Annotated in this window: 19 protein-coding genes; 1 reads left to right on the forward strand and 18 read right to left on the reverse strand. The window is 37.3% G+C overall.

Features of this window, described 5'->3' with window-relative positions; all coding sequences use genetic code 11:
* Positions 1 to 5 precede the first annotated feature (5 nt).
* From RHO12_06480 to RHO12_06565, 18 genes are all read right to left on the reverse strand, one after another.
* Positions 6 to 1,856: a prophage tail fiber N-terminal domain-containing protein gene (locus RHO12_06480; GenBank protein WVD65040.1), complete on the reverse strand. Its 1,851-nt coding sequence runs from the start codon at positions 1,854 to 1,856 to the stop codon at positions 6 to 8.
* Positions 1,857 to 1,919: 63 nt separating this feature from the next.
* A complete protein-coding gene (locus RHO12_06485; GenBank protein ID WVD65041.1) occupies positions 1,920 to 2,843 on the reverse strand; it encodes a hypothetical protein in 924 nt (307 codons plus the stop codon).
* Complete coding sequence (locus RHO12_06490; protein WVD65042.1) at positions 2,840 to 3,124, reverse strand: hypothetical protein; 285 nt, start codon at positions 3,122 to 3,124, stop codon at positions 2,840 to 2,842. Before RHO12_06490 ends, RHO12_06485 begins: the two co-directional genes overlap by 4 nt.
* 24 nt (positions 3,125 to 3,148) lie before the next feature.
* Positions 3,149 to 6,013: a phage tail protein gene (locus tag RHO12_06495; GenBank protein WVD65043.1), complete on the reverse strand. Its 2,865-nt coding sequence runs from the start codon at positions 6,011 to 6,013 to the stop codon at positions 3,149 to 3,151.
* The gene (locus RHO12_06500) at positions 6,013 to 6,567 is read right to left on the reverse strand and encodes a tail assembly protein (GenBank protein ID WVD65044.1); all 555 of its coding nucleotides are present in this window, start codon (positions 6,565 to 6,567) and stop codon (positions 6,013 to 6,015) included. Before RHO12_06500 ends, RHO12_06495 begins: the two co-directional genes overlap by 1 nt.
* Entirely contained in the window at positions 6,510 to 7,226 is a 717-nt protein-coding gene (locus RHO12_06505) for a C40 family peptidase (protein ID WVD65045.1), read from the reverse strand. The genes RHO12_06500 and RHO12_06505 overlap by 58 nt, the downstream gene beginning before the upstream one ends.
* A 12-nt stretch (positions 7,227 to 7,238) precedes the next feature.
* Entirely contained in the window at positions 7,239 to 7,943 is a 705-nt protein-coding gene (locus tag RHO12_06510) for a phage minor tail protein L (protein WVD65046.1), read from the reverse strand.
* Positions 7,940 to 8,269 (reverse strand): phage tail protein, encoded by a 330-nt coding sequence (locus RHO12_06515; protein ID WVD65047.1) that lies wholly within the window; start codon positions 8,267 to 8,269, stop codon positions 7,940 to 7,942. Before RHO12_06515 ends, RHO12_06510 begins: the two co-directional genes overlap by 4 nt.
* Before the next feature lie 81 nt (positions 8,270 to 8,350).
* A complete protein-coding gene (locus RHO12_06520; protein ID WVD65048.1) occupies positions 8,351 to 8,893 on the reverse strand; it encodes a hypothetical protein in 543 nt (180 codons plus the stop codon).
* A gap of 69 nt (positions 8,894 to 8,962) precedes the next feature.
* Positions 8,963 to 10,924 (reverse strand): hypothetical protein, encoded by a 1,962-nt coding sequence (locus RHO12_06525; GenBank protein WVD65049.1) that lies wholly within the window; start codon positions 10,922 to 10,924, stop codon positions 8,963 to 8,965.
* Between the two features lie 29 nt (positions 10,925 to 10,953).
* The gene (locus RHO12_06530; GenBank protein ID WVD65050.1) at positions 10,954 to 11,205 is read right to left on the reverse strand and encodes a DUF4035 domain-containing protein; all 252 of its coding nucleotides are present in this window, start codon (positions 11,203 to 11,205) and stop codon (positions 10,954 to 10,956) included.
* A gap of 50 nt (positions 11,206 to 11,255) precedes the next feature.
* Positions 11,256 to 11,627 carry a phage tail assembly chaperone gene (locus RHO12_06535; protein ID WVD65051.1) on the reverse strand — a complete coding sequence of 124 codons (372 nt, stop codon included), beginning with the start codon at positions 11,625 to 11,627 and terminating at the stop codon, positions 11,256 to 11,258.
* A gap of 16 nt (positions 11,628 to 11,643) precedes the next feature.
* Positions 11,644 to 12,078, reverse strand: coding sequence for a phage tail tube protein (locus tag RHO12_06540; GenBank protein ID WVD65052.1), 435 nt, complete (start codon positions 12,076 to 12,078; stop codon positions 11,644 to 11,646).
* Positions 12,079 to 12,209: 131 nt separating this feature from the next.
* Positions 12,210 to 13,454, reverse strand: coding sequence for a glutamate carboxypeptidase (locus RHO12_06545; GenBank protein ID WVD65053.1), 1,245 nt, complete (start codon positions 13,452 to 13,454; stop codon positions 12,210 to 12,212).
* A gap of 232 nt (positions 13,455 to 13,686) precedes the next feature.
* Positions 13,687 to 14,010 (reverse strand): hypothetical protein, encoded by a 324-nt coding sequence (locus RHO12_06550; protein ID WVD65054.1) that lies wholly within the window; start codon positions 14,008 to 14,010, stop codon positions 13,687 to 13,689.
* Positions 14,011 to 14,080: 70 nt separating this feature from the next.
* Positions 14,081 to 14,521: a lysis system i-spanin subunit Rz gene (locus tag RHO12_06555; GenBank protein WVD65055.1), complete on the reverse strand. Its 441-nt coding sequence runs from the start codon at positions 14,519 to 14,521 to the stop codon at positions 14,081 to 14,083.
* Complete coding sequence (locus RHO12_06560) at positions 14,500 to 15,024, reverse strand: lysozyme (GenBank protein WVD65056.1); 525 nt, start codon at positions 15,022 to 15,024, stop codon at positions 14,500 to 14,502. Before RHO12_06560 ends, RHO12_06555 begins: the two co-directional genes overlap by 22 nt.
* A gap of 408 nt (positions 15,025 to 15,432) precedes the next feature.
* On the reverse strand, positions 15,433 to 15,918 hold the full coding sequence (locus tag RHO12_06565) for a hypothetical protein (protein WVD65057.1): 486 nt from the start codon (positions 15,916 to 15,918) through the stop codon (positions 15,433 to 15,435).
* 157 nt (positions 15,919 to 16,075) lie between these two features.
* Here RHO12_06565 and RHO12_06570 point away from each other — a divergent pair, with 157 nt between their 5' ends.
* A complete protein-coding gene (locus RHO12_06570; GenBank protein WVD65058.1) occupies positions 16,076 to 16,759 on the forward strand; it encodes a helix-turn-helix transcriptional regulator in 684 nt (227 codons plus the stop codon).
* Positions 16,760 to 16,875: the final 116 nt, after the last annotated feature.

The following is a 16,875-nucleotide window of genomic DNA, read 5'->3' on the forward strand; positions in this document are numbered from 1 at the left end:
CTTATTTACCGTAATTCAAACCATGATGCTATATTATTAGATGCTGATGCTACTTTATATGTCTCACCAACCGGAATGATTATATCGAGTGATGCCGAAACGTATGAACCATTAGAATTAAAGCCACTCCCATATTTTGTTACAGGCACATCATTCACCCACACATTGAGAATAACAACACGCTTACCTGCACCATAATCGTTAGAAGCAACAGATAGAAATATTGGGGTTCCAGTCGTATTTGTATATGTTGTGTTTAGTGATCTTGATGCTGTAACATCGTACCACCGTTGGTTAATACCAACACCGTACTGATAATTAGATATGTTTGAAGTTGTTATAACCTCTTTCCAAGATTCCCATTCCCATTGCCACCCACTGCCAGAATTCCGATATCCACCAAAACGCTGATATGTTGTATTATCTTGATATAAGGTTAGCACTACGCCATTAACGTCATATAATCTGCGTTCAACCCTTAATATACCAGACCAAACCTTAGAATCATCAGGGGTGTATTGGTAATTTCCAGCTAAAGTAAACGATTGATTAGCACAAATCACATGGGTCGAGACCAATGGAGTTCCCACTTCAAGTAGTGGTGAACTAGAATATAGTCCCCCCATTCCTTGAGTTAAGATATCGTTACCACCTTGCTGTAACTTTGCAGTAAAGTTGGTATCGCCCGTTACCGTTCCGCCGTTAAATTGACTAACACTAATATCGCCATCAACAAGTACTTTTTTATCATTAATAAAAAGATTGTTATCGTTGTTACTGATAGCTGCCTTACCAATATTTATTGAATTCACAACATCAATGTTCGACGTTTGCAGCTTTCCAGTAAAGTTTGTATCACCCGTTATAATTCCGCCGTTAAATTGATTAACATCACCATCAACAAGTACCTTTTTATCATTAATAAAAAGATTGTTATCGTTGTTACTGATAGCGGCCTTACCAATATTTATTGAATTCACAACATCAATGTTCGACGTTTGCAGCTTTCCAGTAAAGTTTGTATCACCCGTTATAATTCCGCCGTTAAATTGATTAACATCACCATCAACAAGTACCTTTTTATCATTAATAAATAGATTACCTGTTAACGTTCCACCAGTTAGTTTTAAAGTATTTGATAAGTCGACATTACTCGCACTCTGCTCAGCTTGTTGGGCAAATTTGGCTGCTTCATCTTTACTATTTTTAGCATTTAGGGCGCTAAGGTTAGCGTTTTCTTCTGCTTCGCTAGCTGTCTGAACAGCAGTTTCAACTTCAACCGCTAATTGTTTCACTGTCGAAATTTGATCCGTTATATCTTGTGCTACTAGTTGAGCGGTTTTAGCGCTATCAATTGCCAAACCACTGTTAACGTCTGTTTCACCTTTTGCCTTGAGTGTTAGAGTTAAAGCATCATTAACTTGCTGCGCTACTTGTTTTACGTCTATCGCCGTATCATCAACACCAATTTTAACATCTTGAATACTTTTCGCGACGTCCTCAGCTGTCGCTGCAAATTTTTTACTATCGTCGCGAAGTGCGGTAACTTGTGCTAAAATTTCAGGCGTGATCTCATTTTCATTAGGATTAAGTAGGTAATCATTTAATGAACCGTCTAATGAATCAGCATAAATATCAATAATGCCGACACTAGCAGGCGAAAAACCTGGCCTTACAATCACCACCTCATATTTACCGACTTGAGCGTCAATTGAATAAAAACCCTCTTTAGTTGTGGTGGTTGAAACCACTTTATTTAATACTGTATTGGTATTTTTTAACGATCTCAGTTCAATTACTGCATCTGCAATAATTTGACTTGCACCGTCAGTAAGCTTACCCGATATTTTTGCCATTTTATTTTTCCTCTTTTTAGGCATAAAAAAACCGCCGAGGCGGTTATCATTTAGAAATTCTAATTATTGAAAATATTTATCATAAAAATCGCATTTTATATAGGCAATTTTTCTTATTCTTGTGAATTTACCATACCATGTAGGAAAAGGAGGGAAAAGGCTCGTTTCTGTTGAATACCTAGTTGTAGATGATAGAACGTTAATGGAAATTTTTTTATCTCCAGCACAAATAAACTTTGACCATTGAGAGGTTGTTATATCGTACCCCTCATGTTCCCATCTTCCTGGTCTAGTTTCTCCCCATACCTGTTCGGTTTTCCAATAACCAGGTTTCACTTCATAATATCCATCCTGCCACTCTGTATAACCATCTTTCCATACATACTTACCGTTTTCCCAAATATATTTCCCAGGAATTGAAACATATTTACCTGGAACTCTAACTGTTTCTGAAGGAACCCAAATTTTATTTGTTATATAACCATGTTCTGGTCCATAATATTTACGTATAGGTGTTGTTGAATAATTTCCATCAACCTCACACATACAAGCTTGGACAGCAACATTTTGAGTAAAGCTTTGAGACTCAATATTAGTATCAAAAATATCTATTTTTAAGGGTAAACACTCATTATGAAAAATAGGTTGATTATTTTTGTTATATATACAAAAACCGTACTTAGGAATATCAGGTGTTTTGTTACTAAAGATATAAAGAATGAAATCTGCTCTATTTATTGCGCTAAATACCTTAATTGACCATTTCCCATTTAAAATAACATAATCAAATAATAACCCTTGGCAACCTTGGCCATTTGCGGTTCTGACAAATGCAATAATTGAGTTGTCTGACTCAATATTAGTTTCTATAAGTTTTTTTTCATTACAATCCAAGTTAAAACAATTAATTAAATATAGAGAAATTGGAGTAATATTAGGTGATATGACGGTTCCATTGGTATTATTCAACAATAATCCAAAATTCATTTTACAGACTCCATATAAACAATTAAACAAATTGAAACAGGGATTTCATTCCAATAAATTTCATTATTTCTAACAACTATTCGTGTATTTATTTCTCCTCCGCCATAAAAATCTTGATAATTACAAGCAATATATTTTAATTCATAGCCATCTTCTAAAGGATACCTTTTCGAGCCATTATCTTTTACATACGTAATATCCAAAATATAGCTAAAATCAAGGTTACTTATTTCTTCCATTGGCTGATTTCTAAAATAGTTCATAATTCCATAATTTGACATAATACACCACTTAAGTTAGCTTATTTATGATAGTTTCCCTAATTTGACTTTGATATAACCCTTTTCATCATATACAGTTATAGTTTCACTATTAATATCCATTCTACCACCACTACGAGATGCAGAAATATTAACTAAACCATATTGATCAACCTTAAAACAGTTATTAATATTAATTTCTCCTCCATAAAATTTACCCGCATTAACTTCTCCACCATTGATAATCGGCGCATTAATCTCCGTCCCAGCGGTAATACGATCGCCTCTAATCGTGCCTTCGGCAATGAGATCACCATCAAGGAATAGTTTAGGTTCAACCCATTTACCGCCATCGTACATTTTGGCTTCTTTATGGCTGATTTGACCTTTTGGGTCTAAGGCATAAACCATCAATACCGCATCTCGTGCTGGGTAAAAGCCAAAATTAGCTAAGAAGAGCTTATTAGCCTCGTCATTGGCTGGGAATATGCCATCGTCAGTTTGTAGACGGAACATACCGCCAGCACCATTTTCAGCAATTAGCGTTTTTGTATTGGCAATCAGCATCTCTGAACGGCCAACCACATTAATGGCATTAACCCCATACCAATATTCGCTATCAGGCAAACAGTCTTGGTCGACCATTGTCATTCCACGGCCGAGGTAATAACTGCGAGCTATTACTTCCTCCTGAGTTCGCCCTTTATAAAATTCATACTGAGTACCTAAGCTACTTATTGTAGTTGTGATCGGACGGATCGCAACGCTTGATAAACTTGGAGTGAGTAAAATTTGTGCTGGTTTAGCGGGTGCTGCTATTGAAAAGGCGATCACCGTTTCATCGCCAAGTTTTCCCTGCTCACTTACACCGCGCACGCTAGCATTAAAGTGACCTTGTTGTAAGTCAGTAATATAATATTCGGTGCTATTAATCACTTGCCGGCTTATCAATAGATCATCACGTAATATTTTAACCTCAAACTGTAAATTATTTACGCTACGTGGCGTTGACCAGCTTAAACGCCCCTGATAACGATCTGATTCAGGCATTACTTCAATTTGCAGCTGTTCAACCGGCGGAACCGCGAGACCAAATGCACTGCTAGTCTCATTTTCAAATATAGCGCCAGCATCAACAATTGCCTCTTTATTTGGTTGATGTTCGAGCGCGGTAATTGAATACGATCCATCATCATTTTCACCTATTTTGAGTGCTTTAAATAAGCGTGGTTTTAATGCTGGATCGATTAGCATCCAAACTGACCATTTATCGGCAAACACGTCATCAACTAAAACTAACTGATTTGGATTTGGCTGCGCTTGAACGGCTACTTTAACTAACTCAACCTGCGAATTGGTATAGGTTAAATAGGCACTACTGATGTTACTAAGCTCAACGTCGCGATCAAGTGTCACGGTATTGCCATTAACCTCAACAATGCGTCCGCCAATTTTAGCGCCGGCGTAATCATTATCAGCAATGCCAATAATATCACCAGGTAAATGCCGAAGCCCTTCACGACCAATGGCAAATGTAACGGTTTGTTTTTCAAGCTTTTCCGTTTGAACTAGCCACTTACCAATGCGATGTGCCTGCCCGCGCGAGGTACAACCAAACGCTTCAATTTTGGCAACATTTAAGCCAAAACGGCGAATAAGATCGTCATCAGCAACATATTCTGTCGCTGTTTTCCAGCCATTATCTGGATCAACATAGCGTACATGCACTGCCGAATGACGCTGCTTTTGCGCGGAAGATGAATAATTGAATTGCCCTTTTACCACATTGGCATTGGTATAAACCGCAACCATATCGCTAGGGCGATCCATGATGGCAGTTAGCTGGGTACCATTCCATACTGGCATCGCTCTAAATACCGAGCAAAGATCATTAATCACATCATAGGCTTGACGTTGGCTAGTAATAAAACAGTTACAGGTAAAACGTGGCTCTTGATTGCCAAATCCATCATCCACCAATTGGTCACAATACTGAGCAATTGAGTAGAGCATAAACTTATCAACACCAAAATTACCTAAACGCTCGCCAAGTCCATAGCGCCCATTGGTCAATAGATCATAAAAAATCCAAGCTGGATTATCAGTCCATGCCAGTTTAAAATTGCCTAACCATAAACCATTATAGCCACGATTCTCCGGATCATAATTATCAGGCACTTTAACAATCATGCCTTTAATAAGATAATTGCGCCTTGGTATGCCATTAAATTGTTCAGAGTCGAATTTAAGCCCAGTAATTGCCGTATTTGGGTAAGCAAGTTTAATATCATAAATCTCGGTGTATGATGACCATAAGGTGCTGTTTACCATTTTTGACGATGTGCTATCGGCTGTTTCGCGCACAATTCGAATATTGAATGGCGTTTCAGGTAAATGGTCTAAAATCACTGATTGTAAATATTTGCTACGGGTTTTTTTATCTTTTAACTCAACCGTTTCAACGGTGCGCCAAGAGTTGCCAGAACCAACTTGTACCAGCATGCTAACGGTGGTTGGATTAATATTGCCGTCATTATCTTGTGCGTACATTGCCGATACGCCAACGGTAACGCGCACCCGGTCAACATTCGGATCGGTAACGGTTCTAACAATTGGGGTTGTTTGCTTAACTTCTAGATTAACGGGTACTTCATTTTCAGTATAGTCAAAACCAGATAAGGGCTCTTGCGCTTGTGTCCCTGCTGTCCATTCGACTTCTAAACCTTTAAAATTATATTCGCCATCGCTACTTTGTACCGGCGTATCATTCAGGAAAATACTTTGTAAACCATTTACCGGCCCTTCAATTTGCCCTTCGCACAGTAGATCAATAATATTAAGCTGCTGCTTGGATTTTAAGTTATCAACCGCCTCTTTAGGCGTTTTTTGTTTACCACCACCTTTACCCATTATATTGTCTCCAAACCTTGTGAAAGAACTTTCGATCCAATTTTCATCGTGCCATAACAAAGCGGCACTGGCGCACCTTGCGCGATGGTGTTATCTAAACTGGAAAAAGAGGTGTTTTTACTAGTACTTTCATCTGTAGTATTCGTTGTAGGTAACTTAGTTAACATCATTGATACACCGCCAATCATCATACCAATTCCAGCCGCAATAAATGGCGCTCCCCAACCACCTAAAACACATCCAATGATACCAACAACAACCATCGCGGCTCCTGCAATGATACTAAAGAGTCCACCATTTTTTGCCCCAGCAACTTGAGGAACTAAATGGATCACCGCATCGTCGGTTAACTTAGTATGCATACCAAATTTCAAGCTATCCTCTGTCATATCGTGGCCATTAATGCGGATGCGAAAATAACCATTCATAATATTTTGCCGTAAACCTTTTATTTGCAGATATAAGCCGTTAAGCGCTTCGGCTGCTGTTTCGGCATTTAGTTTAAATTTAGTGCCATATTGTTTAAGATCGCCGTAAAAGCGGATGGTTGCCATGCGTTATGCCTCCAAATTGAGTGTGTATATTTAAGCCAATAACCGTTATATAAGTCACGGGTTGATAAACGTTTTGGGCAGTGATGTAAAATCATCTGATCACCGATATAAATTGCCGCATGATTAGGTACCTTAGCGCCTAAGCAGACCAAAATAATATCGCCCTCTTGAACGTTATCAACTTGATAAAATTCATTAACCGGTAATAAGTCGAGGTAGAGATTTTGACCATTATTCCACCAATTGTCTTGCCGCCCATAATTAGGCAGCAAAATACCGGTTAGCATATAAGCATCAATCATCATAGTAAAACAGTCATCAACACCATGTTCAAATTCACGTCCAAGTAGTGGCTTAATCGCGTTAAATTGGTAAATTTTATTATTACAAACCAACCACCAGTCAAGTTTAGTTTGCAACTGAAATAGCTGATCTGCCTCGCTTAAAATAGGCAAACCATTAGGGTGCGAATGAACGATTGTGGTAATTTCACCTTGGTTTTCAGCCTTGATCCAATCGTCGGGTGAAATTTCGAAATTATTTTGTGGATCGAGGGCAATATTATTACACGCAATATACTGTTTATTATTAATAATAAGTCCGCAGCATTCATTATCACCGCACGCTTTTGCATGCTTTAAGATTTGTTTTTTCATCATCCATTACACGAGTTAAGAGAGTTTTGCCGCGGATGGAAAACCACCAAACGGTAAAATACCATGCTCACCAAAACGTAACTTGCACCCTTTTAAGCAGCGACTGCATTTATCTTTGGTTAGGTCATCAGTTGGTTTATCAAATTCATCAGCAACCGCCTTGCCAGTATAACCACACTCTGATGAACGATATTGCCAAGCACAAGTATGAGCAATAATTACCCTAGCCGGAATTAATGCTCCATCAGATTCACATGGTAGCGCTAGCTCAAAACTTGCCGTTTCAGAATTTAAGCTAGTTAATCGCTCGATAACATAATTGGATATCACTTCTTGAGTAGGGTCAGCAGCAGGATTGCCCGCGGTAAAATTACCACTATCTAAAAACTTAACGATTACCTGATGCCGCGTTACTACTGCGCCAAGTAAATCGTCGTAATCTTGACTTAATCCAGTAATTAGCCCGGAAATATTAGCCACCGTTAAGGTTGGCCGATTACTGGTACCTTGGCCACTTTTTTCAAATCCTTGCGCCTTAATGGGGTAAGGTTCATAAATATTACCCTGCCAAATAATCGCTTGGCGCATTTCGTTCATACCGTTATGGAAACGAAATACCGTTTTATCACCAATAATCTTGCTTAAATCAACTTCAAATAGCTCAATTATGGCATCTTGTTCGATTTTATTGAGTTCTAATAAGCTATTTTTTAAGATCATGCGACGACCTCTTCAAAACTAGCGGTGATCGTGGTTACGGTATTTTCAACTGAGGTTGACCACGTCGGGCATTTTACCGTGATAACGCGATGGCGATTAGGCTCCCGCCACAGGAAGGCTTTAACCCCTTTATGCTCACTCAAAAAATTATCAATATACTGCGATTCTTGCCTCAGGACTTTTAATGTCACTTCATAAGTTCTTAAATCACTATTAATGCCATCTTGCTGCCGCTGCTCATAGCCATCACCAAATTTAATAGTTTTGACCCTCGGTTGAGTGCGCTCTGTCATGTTTGGCATAACATGCCAATGAAATTGTTCCATAATTTTCCCCAAATATGGTTACCTTAAATTTTATGCAATAAAAAACCCCGCAGTTGCGGGGTTTTTAAACTGGAAGAAAGATTATAAATAATTTGCGATATTTTTAGCCACATCCAAAGCAACTAGATCCCAAGCTGACTCAAGAACGGATACTTTAGTCGCATCTCTTATACCGCCTTCATGCGTCTGAGCAAAAAAATCTTTTGACCAGCTCTTACCATCTAAATTAAACGTTAAACTAAGATTAACCTGAGCGGTGTCAATATTAGTAAAACTAGTTGTAAACTTAGTTTTAGCTGAATCAACAATGATAATTAATGATTTACCTTTATCACTGATATTAGCATATGTAGCAACAGCCTCTTCAATTCGAGAAGATAGTCCGACTCCAGTTGGAATTCTAAATCTAGACCCCGCATTAATAAATCCTGATGCTCCCTGAACATCGACTCTTTGAGGGAAATCATTTGGATCCCAAATAATATTTATTGTCGGCTTATCCTTTAAATTTATATCAGATTTTATTTGTTTTAGAGATTGATAAGATAAGCGATCATTAAAAGGAAGATAAACGCCGCACCCAGTAAGAATAAGGATCGAAATAATAATAATAATTTTTTTCATATCATTTTATTTTCTTGATTTACGTTCCATAAATAATATCTTATTCTTCAAAACAATGGTAGATAAAAATCAATACCGGTTTAAGACGCCACCTGGACGTTGTTGCTCTTGAATAATACTCATTACCGATTGTTTAATCATACTACCAAGCTGCTTACCATCTTCTTCAGACACATCGCCACCACTAATCGATACAGGTACGTTAACACTAAAACCTGATTGGCTTTGATTTGAGGATTGTAAAAAGTTTTTCAAATCGGCATTAGTACGCGCATCAACCACACGTTCACCTTTATCTAATAACCATGTTCCTTCACTAGGAATAGAATCGATTCCTGAGTGTGCCATACCTGATATGCTTTGTGCCGCAATAATTCCAATAGAAGCATAGCCCATACCTCGAACTACACCAGACATAATCGTTCCAAATGTTCCACCGAGTTCCAAAGCTTTAGTTGCAGCTACTTCGGTATTAACAACAGCTTGTGCCAGTGCACTTGCTTTGCTAGCTAAAAACATCACTTTATAAGCAGCAGAACTTTCACCCGCAGTCTGCTTTAACAAATCAGCAATGCCCCCCGCCATCGTGCTAAACATATCAATTGACGTCATTGTATGCTCTTGATTTAGAGCACTCAATTTGTCATTCATATCCTGCTCAATAGCGGTTACGTTATCGGCATACTGTTGTTGATTAATTTGTTTTTGTTCTAATGCTTCTTTTTGATAAAGTAAATCATCATTATATTTTTTCTGAAGATCGTCTTTTTGATCATTAATTTGATCTAATCGATTAGAGCCTGATGTTAGTTGTCCAGCAATAGAAAAACCTTTTGAAACATCACCTAATACTGTTGAGGCTAAATTATTTTTACCAAAAGCATCGCCAGCAATGCCTGCATAACCAGAAAATAGTGATGACATTTGATCATATTGATAAACATCTTTTTCACTATTAACATCTCTTACATCACGGCCATATTGCTTATCCTCAAGTTTACTTTCATATTGCCATAACCCAGCAAGTCCTGAATATTTTTTTGCATTTTTAGCATATTCGAGTTGTTTTTGCTGATGGATGCTTTCAAGTTGTGCTCGTTTTTCATCAAAACCTTTTAAACCATCATTCATGCTAGGGACAATATTATTGCTCAAGTCAAACGCTTTAGACATCGCCGATAAACTTTTAGTAATATTGTGCTCAGCTGATAAATATTTGGTTGAAATGGCTGCTAATTGTGCGGTAGCAATAGTACCTGAAGATAACTGAAATTTTAATTTTTGTTGCTCTAGTTGATAAACTTCGTTATTAAATTTCTCTGTTGCTTTTATTTCTAGGTCATTGAGTTTTTTAGTCGATTCAAATCCTTTTCTTCGCCTAACTTCTAAATCAGCTAAAGTAATTTCTAATTCGCTAATTAATTTTTGTTTTTTAATACCTAAATCGGTATTGTTATATAAAAAATCAGGCATGAAATTAGCTGCGGCAGCTGTGATATCAGACGTTGCCGCAACTGATTTATACACATCACTATCTTGGGAAATATGTTTGCCAAGTTCTTTAGTTCCTGATGATGTGATTTTTTGATAAAAATTTAATTTTTTAGTAAGAGTATCTTTATCTAACTGATTTTTCGATGATAAATAACTAAAATTTGATTGTGATTGTTTACTTAACAATGGCACTAAATCATCTAATGATGCTAAAGAATGAAGCGCTTTATTAAATTGAGCATCATTCTTATCATTAGATTTAATAAGTTCTACCTCACGATCTTTAAGTTTATTTAAACTAGCCGCAAATTTTTCAAGATAACCGATTGCATTAGGAATTTTCGGCGATGTGAGCAATTTATTTAATGCAGTAATTTTATTTTGTGCGTCGCCAAATTGTTTGCTTGTTTTATTGGTTTCACCAAGTATTTGACCTGAAGTATTTTGCATTTTAGCTAATAACTCAAGTGTATTTTTAAGCTGCTTATCTATATCGCCTTGCTTGTTTTCAACATTTGTTTTTAAGTCTGATGCCATGTCATTCCCTTATAATAATATCTGATTTGCTATTTACCGGCTAATTGGGTAAAAAGATCTTCCAGATTACTATCAGTTTCGTGTTCAGCCGTCTTCTTCCCCCAATCAAGCACAATGTCTTGTAACGCCACCTTCGCACCCTTAGATTGGTAAATAGCAGCAGCTACTTGGGCGGCTTGAATATCGGCGCGCTCATCACCAATAGGGTTTATTTGATCAAAGCCAATCCATAAATAAAACTCACGCGCAGTCATTGAATCTTCAAGATGCGAAAGTGTCATACCGAGTCGTAAGGCAAGCTTCATTTTAAAAAATAGATCGGCATTATCGGCTACTTTTTTTTAGCATCCTCGATCGGCGTTTTACCAATTCCAGACAGTTCTAATGCTTGATTAAGTAAACGGGAATGAACAGGGCCATAATTAGCAATAAGATCATCGTATTCACCATCAAAAATAATATTGCCTTTTTCATCGCATAAGGTTGAGGCAAATAAGATTGCTTCTGCTTCAATGCGTTTACTATGTTTATCATCAGCATCATTGTTATCTTCAATTTGGCGTAGTGTTTCGGCCCAAATTGACCATGCACCAACCGATGGTTCCCTTAGTACCACAGTAATACCGCCCCATTCAGGGACGGTCAGTGTGGTCGTTCGGAAGCCGGCATTTTTAGCAGAAATTAATTTTTTTAAATTTGTCATGTCGCTTCCTTATTAATTAGATTTCAACTAATTTACCTTTCATGCGTAATGTATAAGACGCTGTTACCACCGCACCTTTAGCCACTGAGAAGCTGTTTTGACGCACTTCAGCCATAAAAGCGTAGCCTTTGCCTGATGGAAAGGTAATTTTAAACGCATGAGTGGCATCAGTATCGTACGCAGCACGTAACGATTTTTGCGCTTCATCATCAATAACCCAGTTACCCGAGAAGGTAATTTCACCAGGTGCAGGTAAACCGTTGGTCATCTCTTGTTCAGTCGATGCTAGCGTTGTAACCTCAATATCTGATTTTTGTCCACCGTTATAGCTAAACTCTGTTACCGTGCCACCAAGATCAAGCCATACTGCGCTTGCTGCGTTTGCTTCCGTTGCAGCAGCTTTTGATACGCTCAGTTTAGTTCCTTGAGTTAATTCATATTTACTCGCCATTAATTTTCTCCATATATAAAAAAACCACCTATTTGGTGGTTGTAGTTGATTGTTCAATAAGAACTCGGTTCTTGCTCAAAGTAACAACTTGAGGCTAGTTAAGGCATATTAAATATGCCGGTTGATTAGTATTACTCACCTTGCGCAAGTAACATAATTAGTTTCGATGTTAAATAAAGTCTGCGCGGTATTGCTTCTAGATTAACGTATTCAGCGTTACTGGTATGATATCCTGCGCCGGGTAAACCTAGCGCTTCAATAACAGGTTTACCTGATAGGGCGGCAAAAGCGGCATCTGAACCTCCGCCGGTTTTAGGGAAAATAATCAACTGGTGACCAATCGATTTATAAATTGCAACGGCTTTATCCATTAGCTGTTTACCCTCTTCGGTTACATCGAAGGCTGGGCGAGTTGTATCAATCACAAGTTCGATTTTTGCATCAACAAGTTTTTGATTAGCGACTCTCGCTTCTAATTCAGGTTTGAAGGCTTCAAACATTTCATTAGTTGGGAAACGAATATCAGCGAGTAAACTTGCATGAGCTGGTATGGCATTTCTTACTTCGCCAGCCTCTGCCATAGTCCAGTTAAAGCGCACCCCATTAGGACCTTGATCTAAATCAGCAGTGCGCAATATTAAATCTGCCGCTTCAACAAGTGCATTAACGCCTTTTTCAGGTTCGGCACCAGCATGCGCGGCTTTACCAGTGATTGTAACCGTCGCGGTACCAATACCAGAGGTGCCTGAAATCAAGCCTTCAGGATTAATAATTGTCGGCTCAAACGATAAAATATAATCATTGAGCTGTGCCGTTGAAGTAATTAACTCTTTTGAACCCACTGAACTTTGTTCCTCATCGGTATTAAATAGTACCGTGATTGAACCAAAATCTTTGAAACCTCTATCTTTTAGTAATTTGAGGCTATGTAATATTACCGCAATCCCACCTTTATCATCGGCGATCCCTGGACCATAAGCAAAATCACCATCTATATAGAAAGGTGATTTTTCTAGCGTCCCTCTTTGATAAACAGTGTCTTGATGGGCTTGTAACATAATATTTTTACCGCCATTACCTTTCAATACACCAACAATATTATCACCAAGACTCACGCGCCCTTCACTAGATCCTTTGCTTGGATGGCGAGTAACGCTAAAACCTAAATCGTTTAACTCTTGCTCTATTTGATAGTTCATTTCCTCGATGCCGGCTTTATCGGTTGAGCCGCTTTCTATGCCAACTAAACACAATAATGTTCTTATTAAGGCACATTTTTCTGCTTCGGCTGCGGCTAATAGTTGTTGATCAACCGCTAGCGCGGCTGAGTCAGCCAATTGATCGTTAATTTTAGAAATATCATTTATCGTTTTCATATCGGTTTTACCTTTTAAAGTTACTTTATGAAATCTATATTTCCATGAAATATAGGTTAGTGGTAGTACATTCAATGTACGTATAACGAACGAAAAACTATCCATAGCATAGAGTAAAAAACGAGACTTTAAGTGACTAAAGGCTAGTTTCAAGTTGGTAAACTGATTAGTTTTGAGGGTATTTCATCTTATGAATTGATGACAAAATGTAGATTTTAACAATATTGAGAATTTATAATGAAAACTCCAACGTCGCACAAAATAGTGCTTTGTCTTTATCATAACGCTGCATACCTTTAATATTATAAGGTTGCAAAGATTTTAAATTTTCATAGGCTTGGTTTTTAATCGTCTCAGCTTGTTTCATATCGTCAGCAAAAATATTGACTTGAAAACAGTAGGCGGTACCAATAGGCCCATCTAATACATCAATCGATGATTCCAATTTTTTACGATAGCAAATATAAGGAGTTTCGGTACCAGGTTTAGCAACTAATGGGCTTATTCGTCCATCACAAAGCGATATAAGCGCGAATTCAATGTCAGTTTCGATCATAATAAGGATCCTTTTGTAAAGTTAAGCAATAAAAAAAGCCGACATAAGCCGGCTTAAGTAAATGAAAGGTTTAATTTGCTAAGCAGATAGCGGTGATATATTTCTGTAATGCAATAATCATAGTATCTTTGGTAATTATGTCGTCTCGGAGTAAATAATAATTTTGTCGAGCTTCTCCAGAGAGTTCGCTGGCTTTTGCATCATCCACGTTGGTGGTGGCGGTTTTATTGATGTTGAACTGCAACCGGCCAAGACCATTGATAACATTATTATATAGCTTATTATTTTCAGCTTTTGCATGAGTTAGCTCCTGAGTAAATTTATCATCAATATCACGTACTTTTTGTGCTAATAGTTGATATCGCTTAAATTCTGCTTTTATTTGTGATAATTCAGTTTTGATGCCACCAAGCTCAATATAAGTATTGCGAATATCAACCCAAATAAACCCTAAAAAGAGTAAAATGAAGACTGCTGCACTAGCAAAAATTAACTTAAATCGATTAGACATAATAGTCGTTCCTTTTCTCTTCGAATGATTAAACCATTTAATAGTTTGCCATTTGATTTATTCCAACGAGGTAATTCGTTACATGCTTTTTGATATTCAGCGCGATTAAGATATCCATACATCGTTGAAACTCTCATTTTGGAACAGCCGACATTAAAGGTAATTGATACAGCAGCATCAAAAATAGATTGTGACAGTTTTTTACCATTAGCATATTGATTAACGCACTGCTCCGCGCTTTTAATATCGTTCACCCAGCGCCGTGCAATTTCATCATCAGAGTATTTACGCGGCTGTATTTCCCCAGTTGTGGAACCAATACCTATCGTTAAAATACCTGCTGGACAGTGATAAGGTTGATTGATACATGATTCTGCATCGCCAATAAGCTCAAGCCCTGCACGACTAATTCGAATATCATTGGTATAATCATTTAACACGATGCCAATTATGACTGAGACACTACAAATCGCGCCGGTTGCGATCTTGGCTATATTTGGCATAGTAATCTTCCCTTAGCTTCTTTTTGTGTAAAAAATCTCGTCTTCTATATAGCCAGTTAATTATGAATGTTACAATTGATAGTAATATGCCAATAATTACAGCGATATCATTAAGGCTTAAGGCTCCCAAGAGAGTACACAATGCCCCCCAAAAATAAGAGATTGGAGATGAATATTTGTCCATAATAAAGCCATAAATAGAAGTTAATAGAAAGGAGTTAACGCGGCTCTTATGTATAAAAGTACACATATCTATTATTTATCCGCGAACTCCTGTATTTCAGTAATAAAAAAGCCCCGATAATATGATCGGGGCTAATAAAAAACCACTGTTAAGGTGGTTATATACAATTTGTCACTATGGGATAATAATATCATGCGCCGTCCCAAAAGTCAACTTTTATTTAATTAAAAGGTAATTAAAGTTAACTTTTGTTTTAATATACTCTCTGTAATATATTGCTCGGCTTGCTTTTTTCGGTTGGATACCGTTGATTTAGGTAAATTTAGTAGCTCACTAATTTCTCGAATGGTTAACTTTTGACTCCAATCATAACCATCAATAACTAAATCAATGCCCTTATAATAAGCTTCGATAATAGCATATTGCTGTTGTTGTTTTGGGGATAATGAATTTTTCATTTTCAATATAATAGTATCAATCAAATCAATATCTTGCTCAATAAAAATAGTATTTTTATCAGTTTTAAAGTTAGTAACAAAAGCGCTATGACGCTTAAATCCACAACGGCTAATATAACGATGATAGTCACCCCACATGGCGAGTAAATCAATAATATAAGTAGGTGGTTTTGTGAAATTTCCCTCAATATTAGAAAGCTCGATAGAACTATTATTTGCAGGGGTAATTAATTCATAATATTGTTCATTCATTGTCTATAACATCCTCATATTATTGATTGTGTCATGCTAATAAAGTTAAAAGCAAGACTTTAGTTAACTTAATAATAATTAAAGTTAACTTTCAAGTCAATTTATATTTACCTTGAATGAGTTAATATAAGTTAACACTAATAATGGAGAGTAAGTCATGTTAGGCAACAGAATTAAGCAAGCAAGGCTTGCTGCGGGATTAACCCAACCCGATATAGCCCAAAAGCTATCGATTTCGAAAGCGGCCGTGTCTAAGTGGGAAAAAGGCGAAAATATACCGAAAGAACTTGACCTTCTGGCAAAACTATTACGCGTTAATCTGCACTGGCTTAGAACGGGTAAAGGCGAGATGTTAGTGCAAGACATTAGGTTGAATGAAATGAAAACAATGCAGGTTGATGAATGGGATGATACAACGCCACTTCATAGTGATGAAGTTGAGGTACCTTATTATAAATCAATAGAATTAGCCGCTGGCGCTGGCGCAACAGCCGAAGTTGATTATAATGGTTATAAATTGCGATTTGGTAAGCGTTTTTTCCGTCGCAAAGGCGTCCAAAAAGAGAATGTGATCTGCTTTCCCGCTAGAGGCAACTCAATGGAACCCATTATCCCAAATGGAGCTACTGTTGCGGTTGATACAGCTAAAAAAGAGATCATCGATGGCGATATTTATGCCATTTGCCAAGATGGTTTATGCCGTTTAAAGCGATTGTACTTGATCCCACATCATCAAATTCGCATCAATTCATTTAACTCAGACGAGCACCCTGATGAAATTGCAGACTTAAACCATGTTGATATTATTGGTCGCGTGTTCCACTGCTCATTTGAATTATAAATAATATAAATAAATTTTTTATCTAACGAAGGTTAAATTGATATCTAACCTTCGTTAAAATGAGAAATCCGTAGATATTTTATCGCTAATCACTGTTATGATATTATCCTTTTCTA

The organism is Orbaceae bacterium lpD02 (genome assembly GCA_036251875.1).
In the GTDB taxonomy this organism is placed as follows: Bacteria; Pseudomonadota; Gammaproteobacteria; order Enterobacterales; family Orbaceae; genus Orbus; species Orbus sturtevantii.

Bases quoted from the DNA above. Each gene is read 5' to 3' on its own strand.
- RHO12_06535 (WVD65051.1), bottom strand. From the start codon at position 11,627: ATGACAAATTTAAAAAAATTAATTTCTGCTAAAAATGCCGGCTTCCGA.
- RHO12_06545 (WVD65053.1), bottom strand. From the start codon at position 13,454: ATGAAAACGATAAATGATATTTCTAAAATTAACGATCAATTGGCTGAC.
- RHO12_06480 (WVD65040.1), bottom strand. From the start codon at position 1,856: ATGGCAAAAATATCGGGTAAGCTTACTGACGGTGCAAGTCAAATTATT.
- RHO12_06550 (WVD65054.1), bottom strand. From the start codon at position 14,010: ATGATCGAAACTGACATTGAATTCGCGCTTATATCGCTTTGTGATGGA.
- RHO12_06570 (WVD65058.1), top strand. From the start codon at position 16,076: ATGTTAGGCAACAGAATTAAGCAAGCAAGGCTTGCTGCGGGATTAACC.
- RHO12_06510 (WVD65046.1), bottom strand. From the start codon at position 7,943: ATGATCTTAAAAAATAGCTTATTAGAACTCAATAAAATCGAACAAGAT.
- RHO12_06530 (WVD65050.1), bottom strand. From the start codon at position 11,205: ATGACACTTTCGCATCTTGAAGATTCAATGACTGCGCGTGAGTTTTAT.
- RHO12_06555 (WVD65055.1), bottom strand. From the start codon at position 14,521: ATGTCTAATCGATTTAAGTTAATTTTTGCTAGTGCAGCAGTCTTCATT.
- RHO12_06490 (WVD65042.1), bottom strand. From the start codon at position 3,124: ATGTCAAATTATGGAATTATGAACTATTTTAGAAATCAGCCAATGGAA.
- RHO12_06565 (WVD65057.1), bottom strand. From the start codon at position 15,918: ATGAATGAACAATATTATGAATTAATTACCCCTGCAAATAATAGTTCT.
- RHO12_06495 (WVD65043.1), bottom strand. From the start codon at position 6,013: ATGGGTAAAGGTGGTGGTAAACAAAAAACGCCTAAAGAGGCGGTTGAT.
- RHO12_06525 (WVD65049.1), bottom strand. From the start codon at position 10,924: ATGGCATCAGACTTAAAAACAAATGTTGAAAACAAGCAAGGCGATATA.
- RHO12_06505 (WVD65045.1), bottom strand. From the start codon at position 7,226: ATGATGAAAAAACAAATCTTAAAGCATGCAAAAGCGTGCGGTGATAAT.
- RHO12_06540 (WVD65052.1), bottom strand. From the start codon at position 12,078: ATGGCGAGTAAATATGAATTAACTCAAGGAACTAAACTGAGCGTATCA.
- RHO12_06500 (WVD65044.1), bottom strand. From the start codon at position 6,567: ATGGCAACCATCCGCTTTTACGGCGATCTTAAACAATATGGCACTAAA.
- RHO12_06485 (WVD65041.1), bottom strand. From the start codon at position 2,843: ATGAATTTTGGATTATTGTTGAATAATACCAATGGAACCGTCATATCA.
- RHO12_06515 (WVD65047.1), bottom strand. From the start codon at position 8,269: ATGGAACAATTTCATTGGCATGTTATGCCAAACATGACAGAGCGCACT.
- RHO12_06520 (WVD65048.1), bottom strand. From the start codon at position 8,893: ATGAAAAAAATTATTATTATTATTTCGATCCTTATTCTTACTGGGTGC.
- RHO12_06560 (WVD65056.1), bottom strand. From the start codon at position 15,024: ATGCCAAATATAGCCAAGATCGCAACCGGCGCGATTTGTAGTGTCTCA.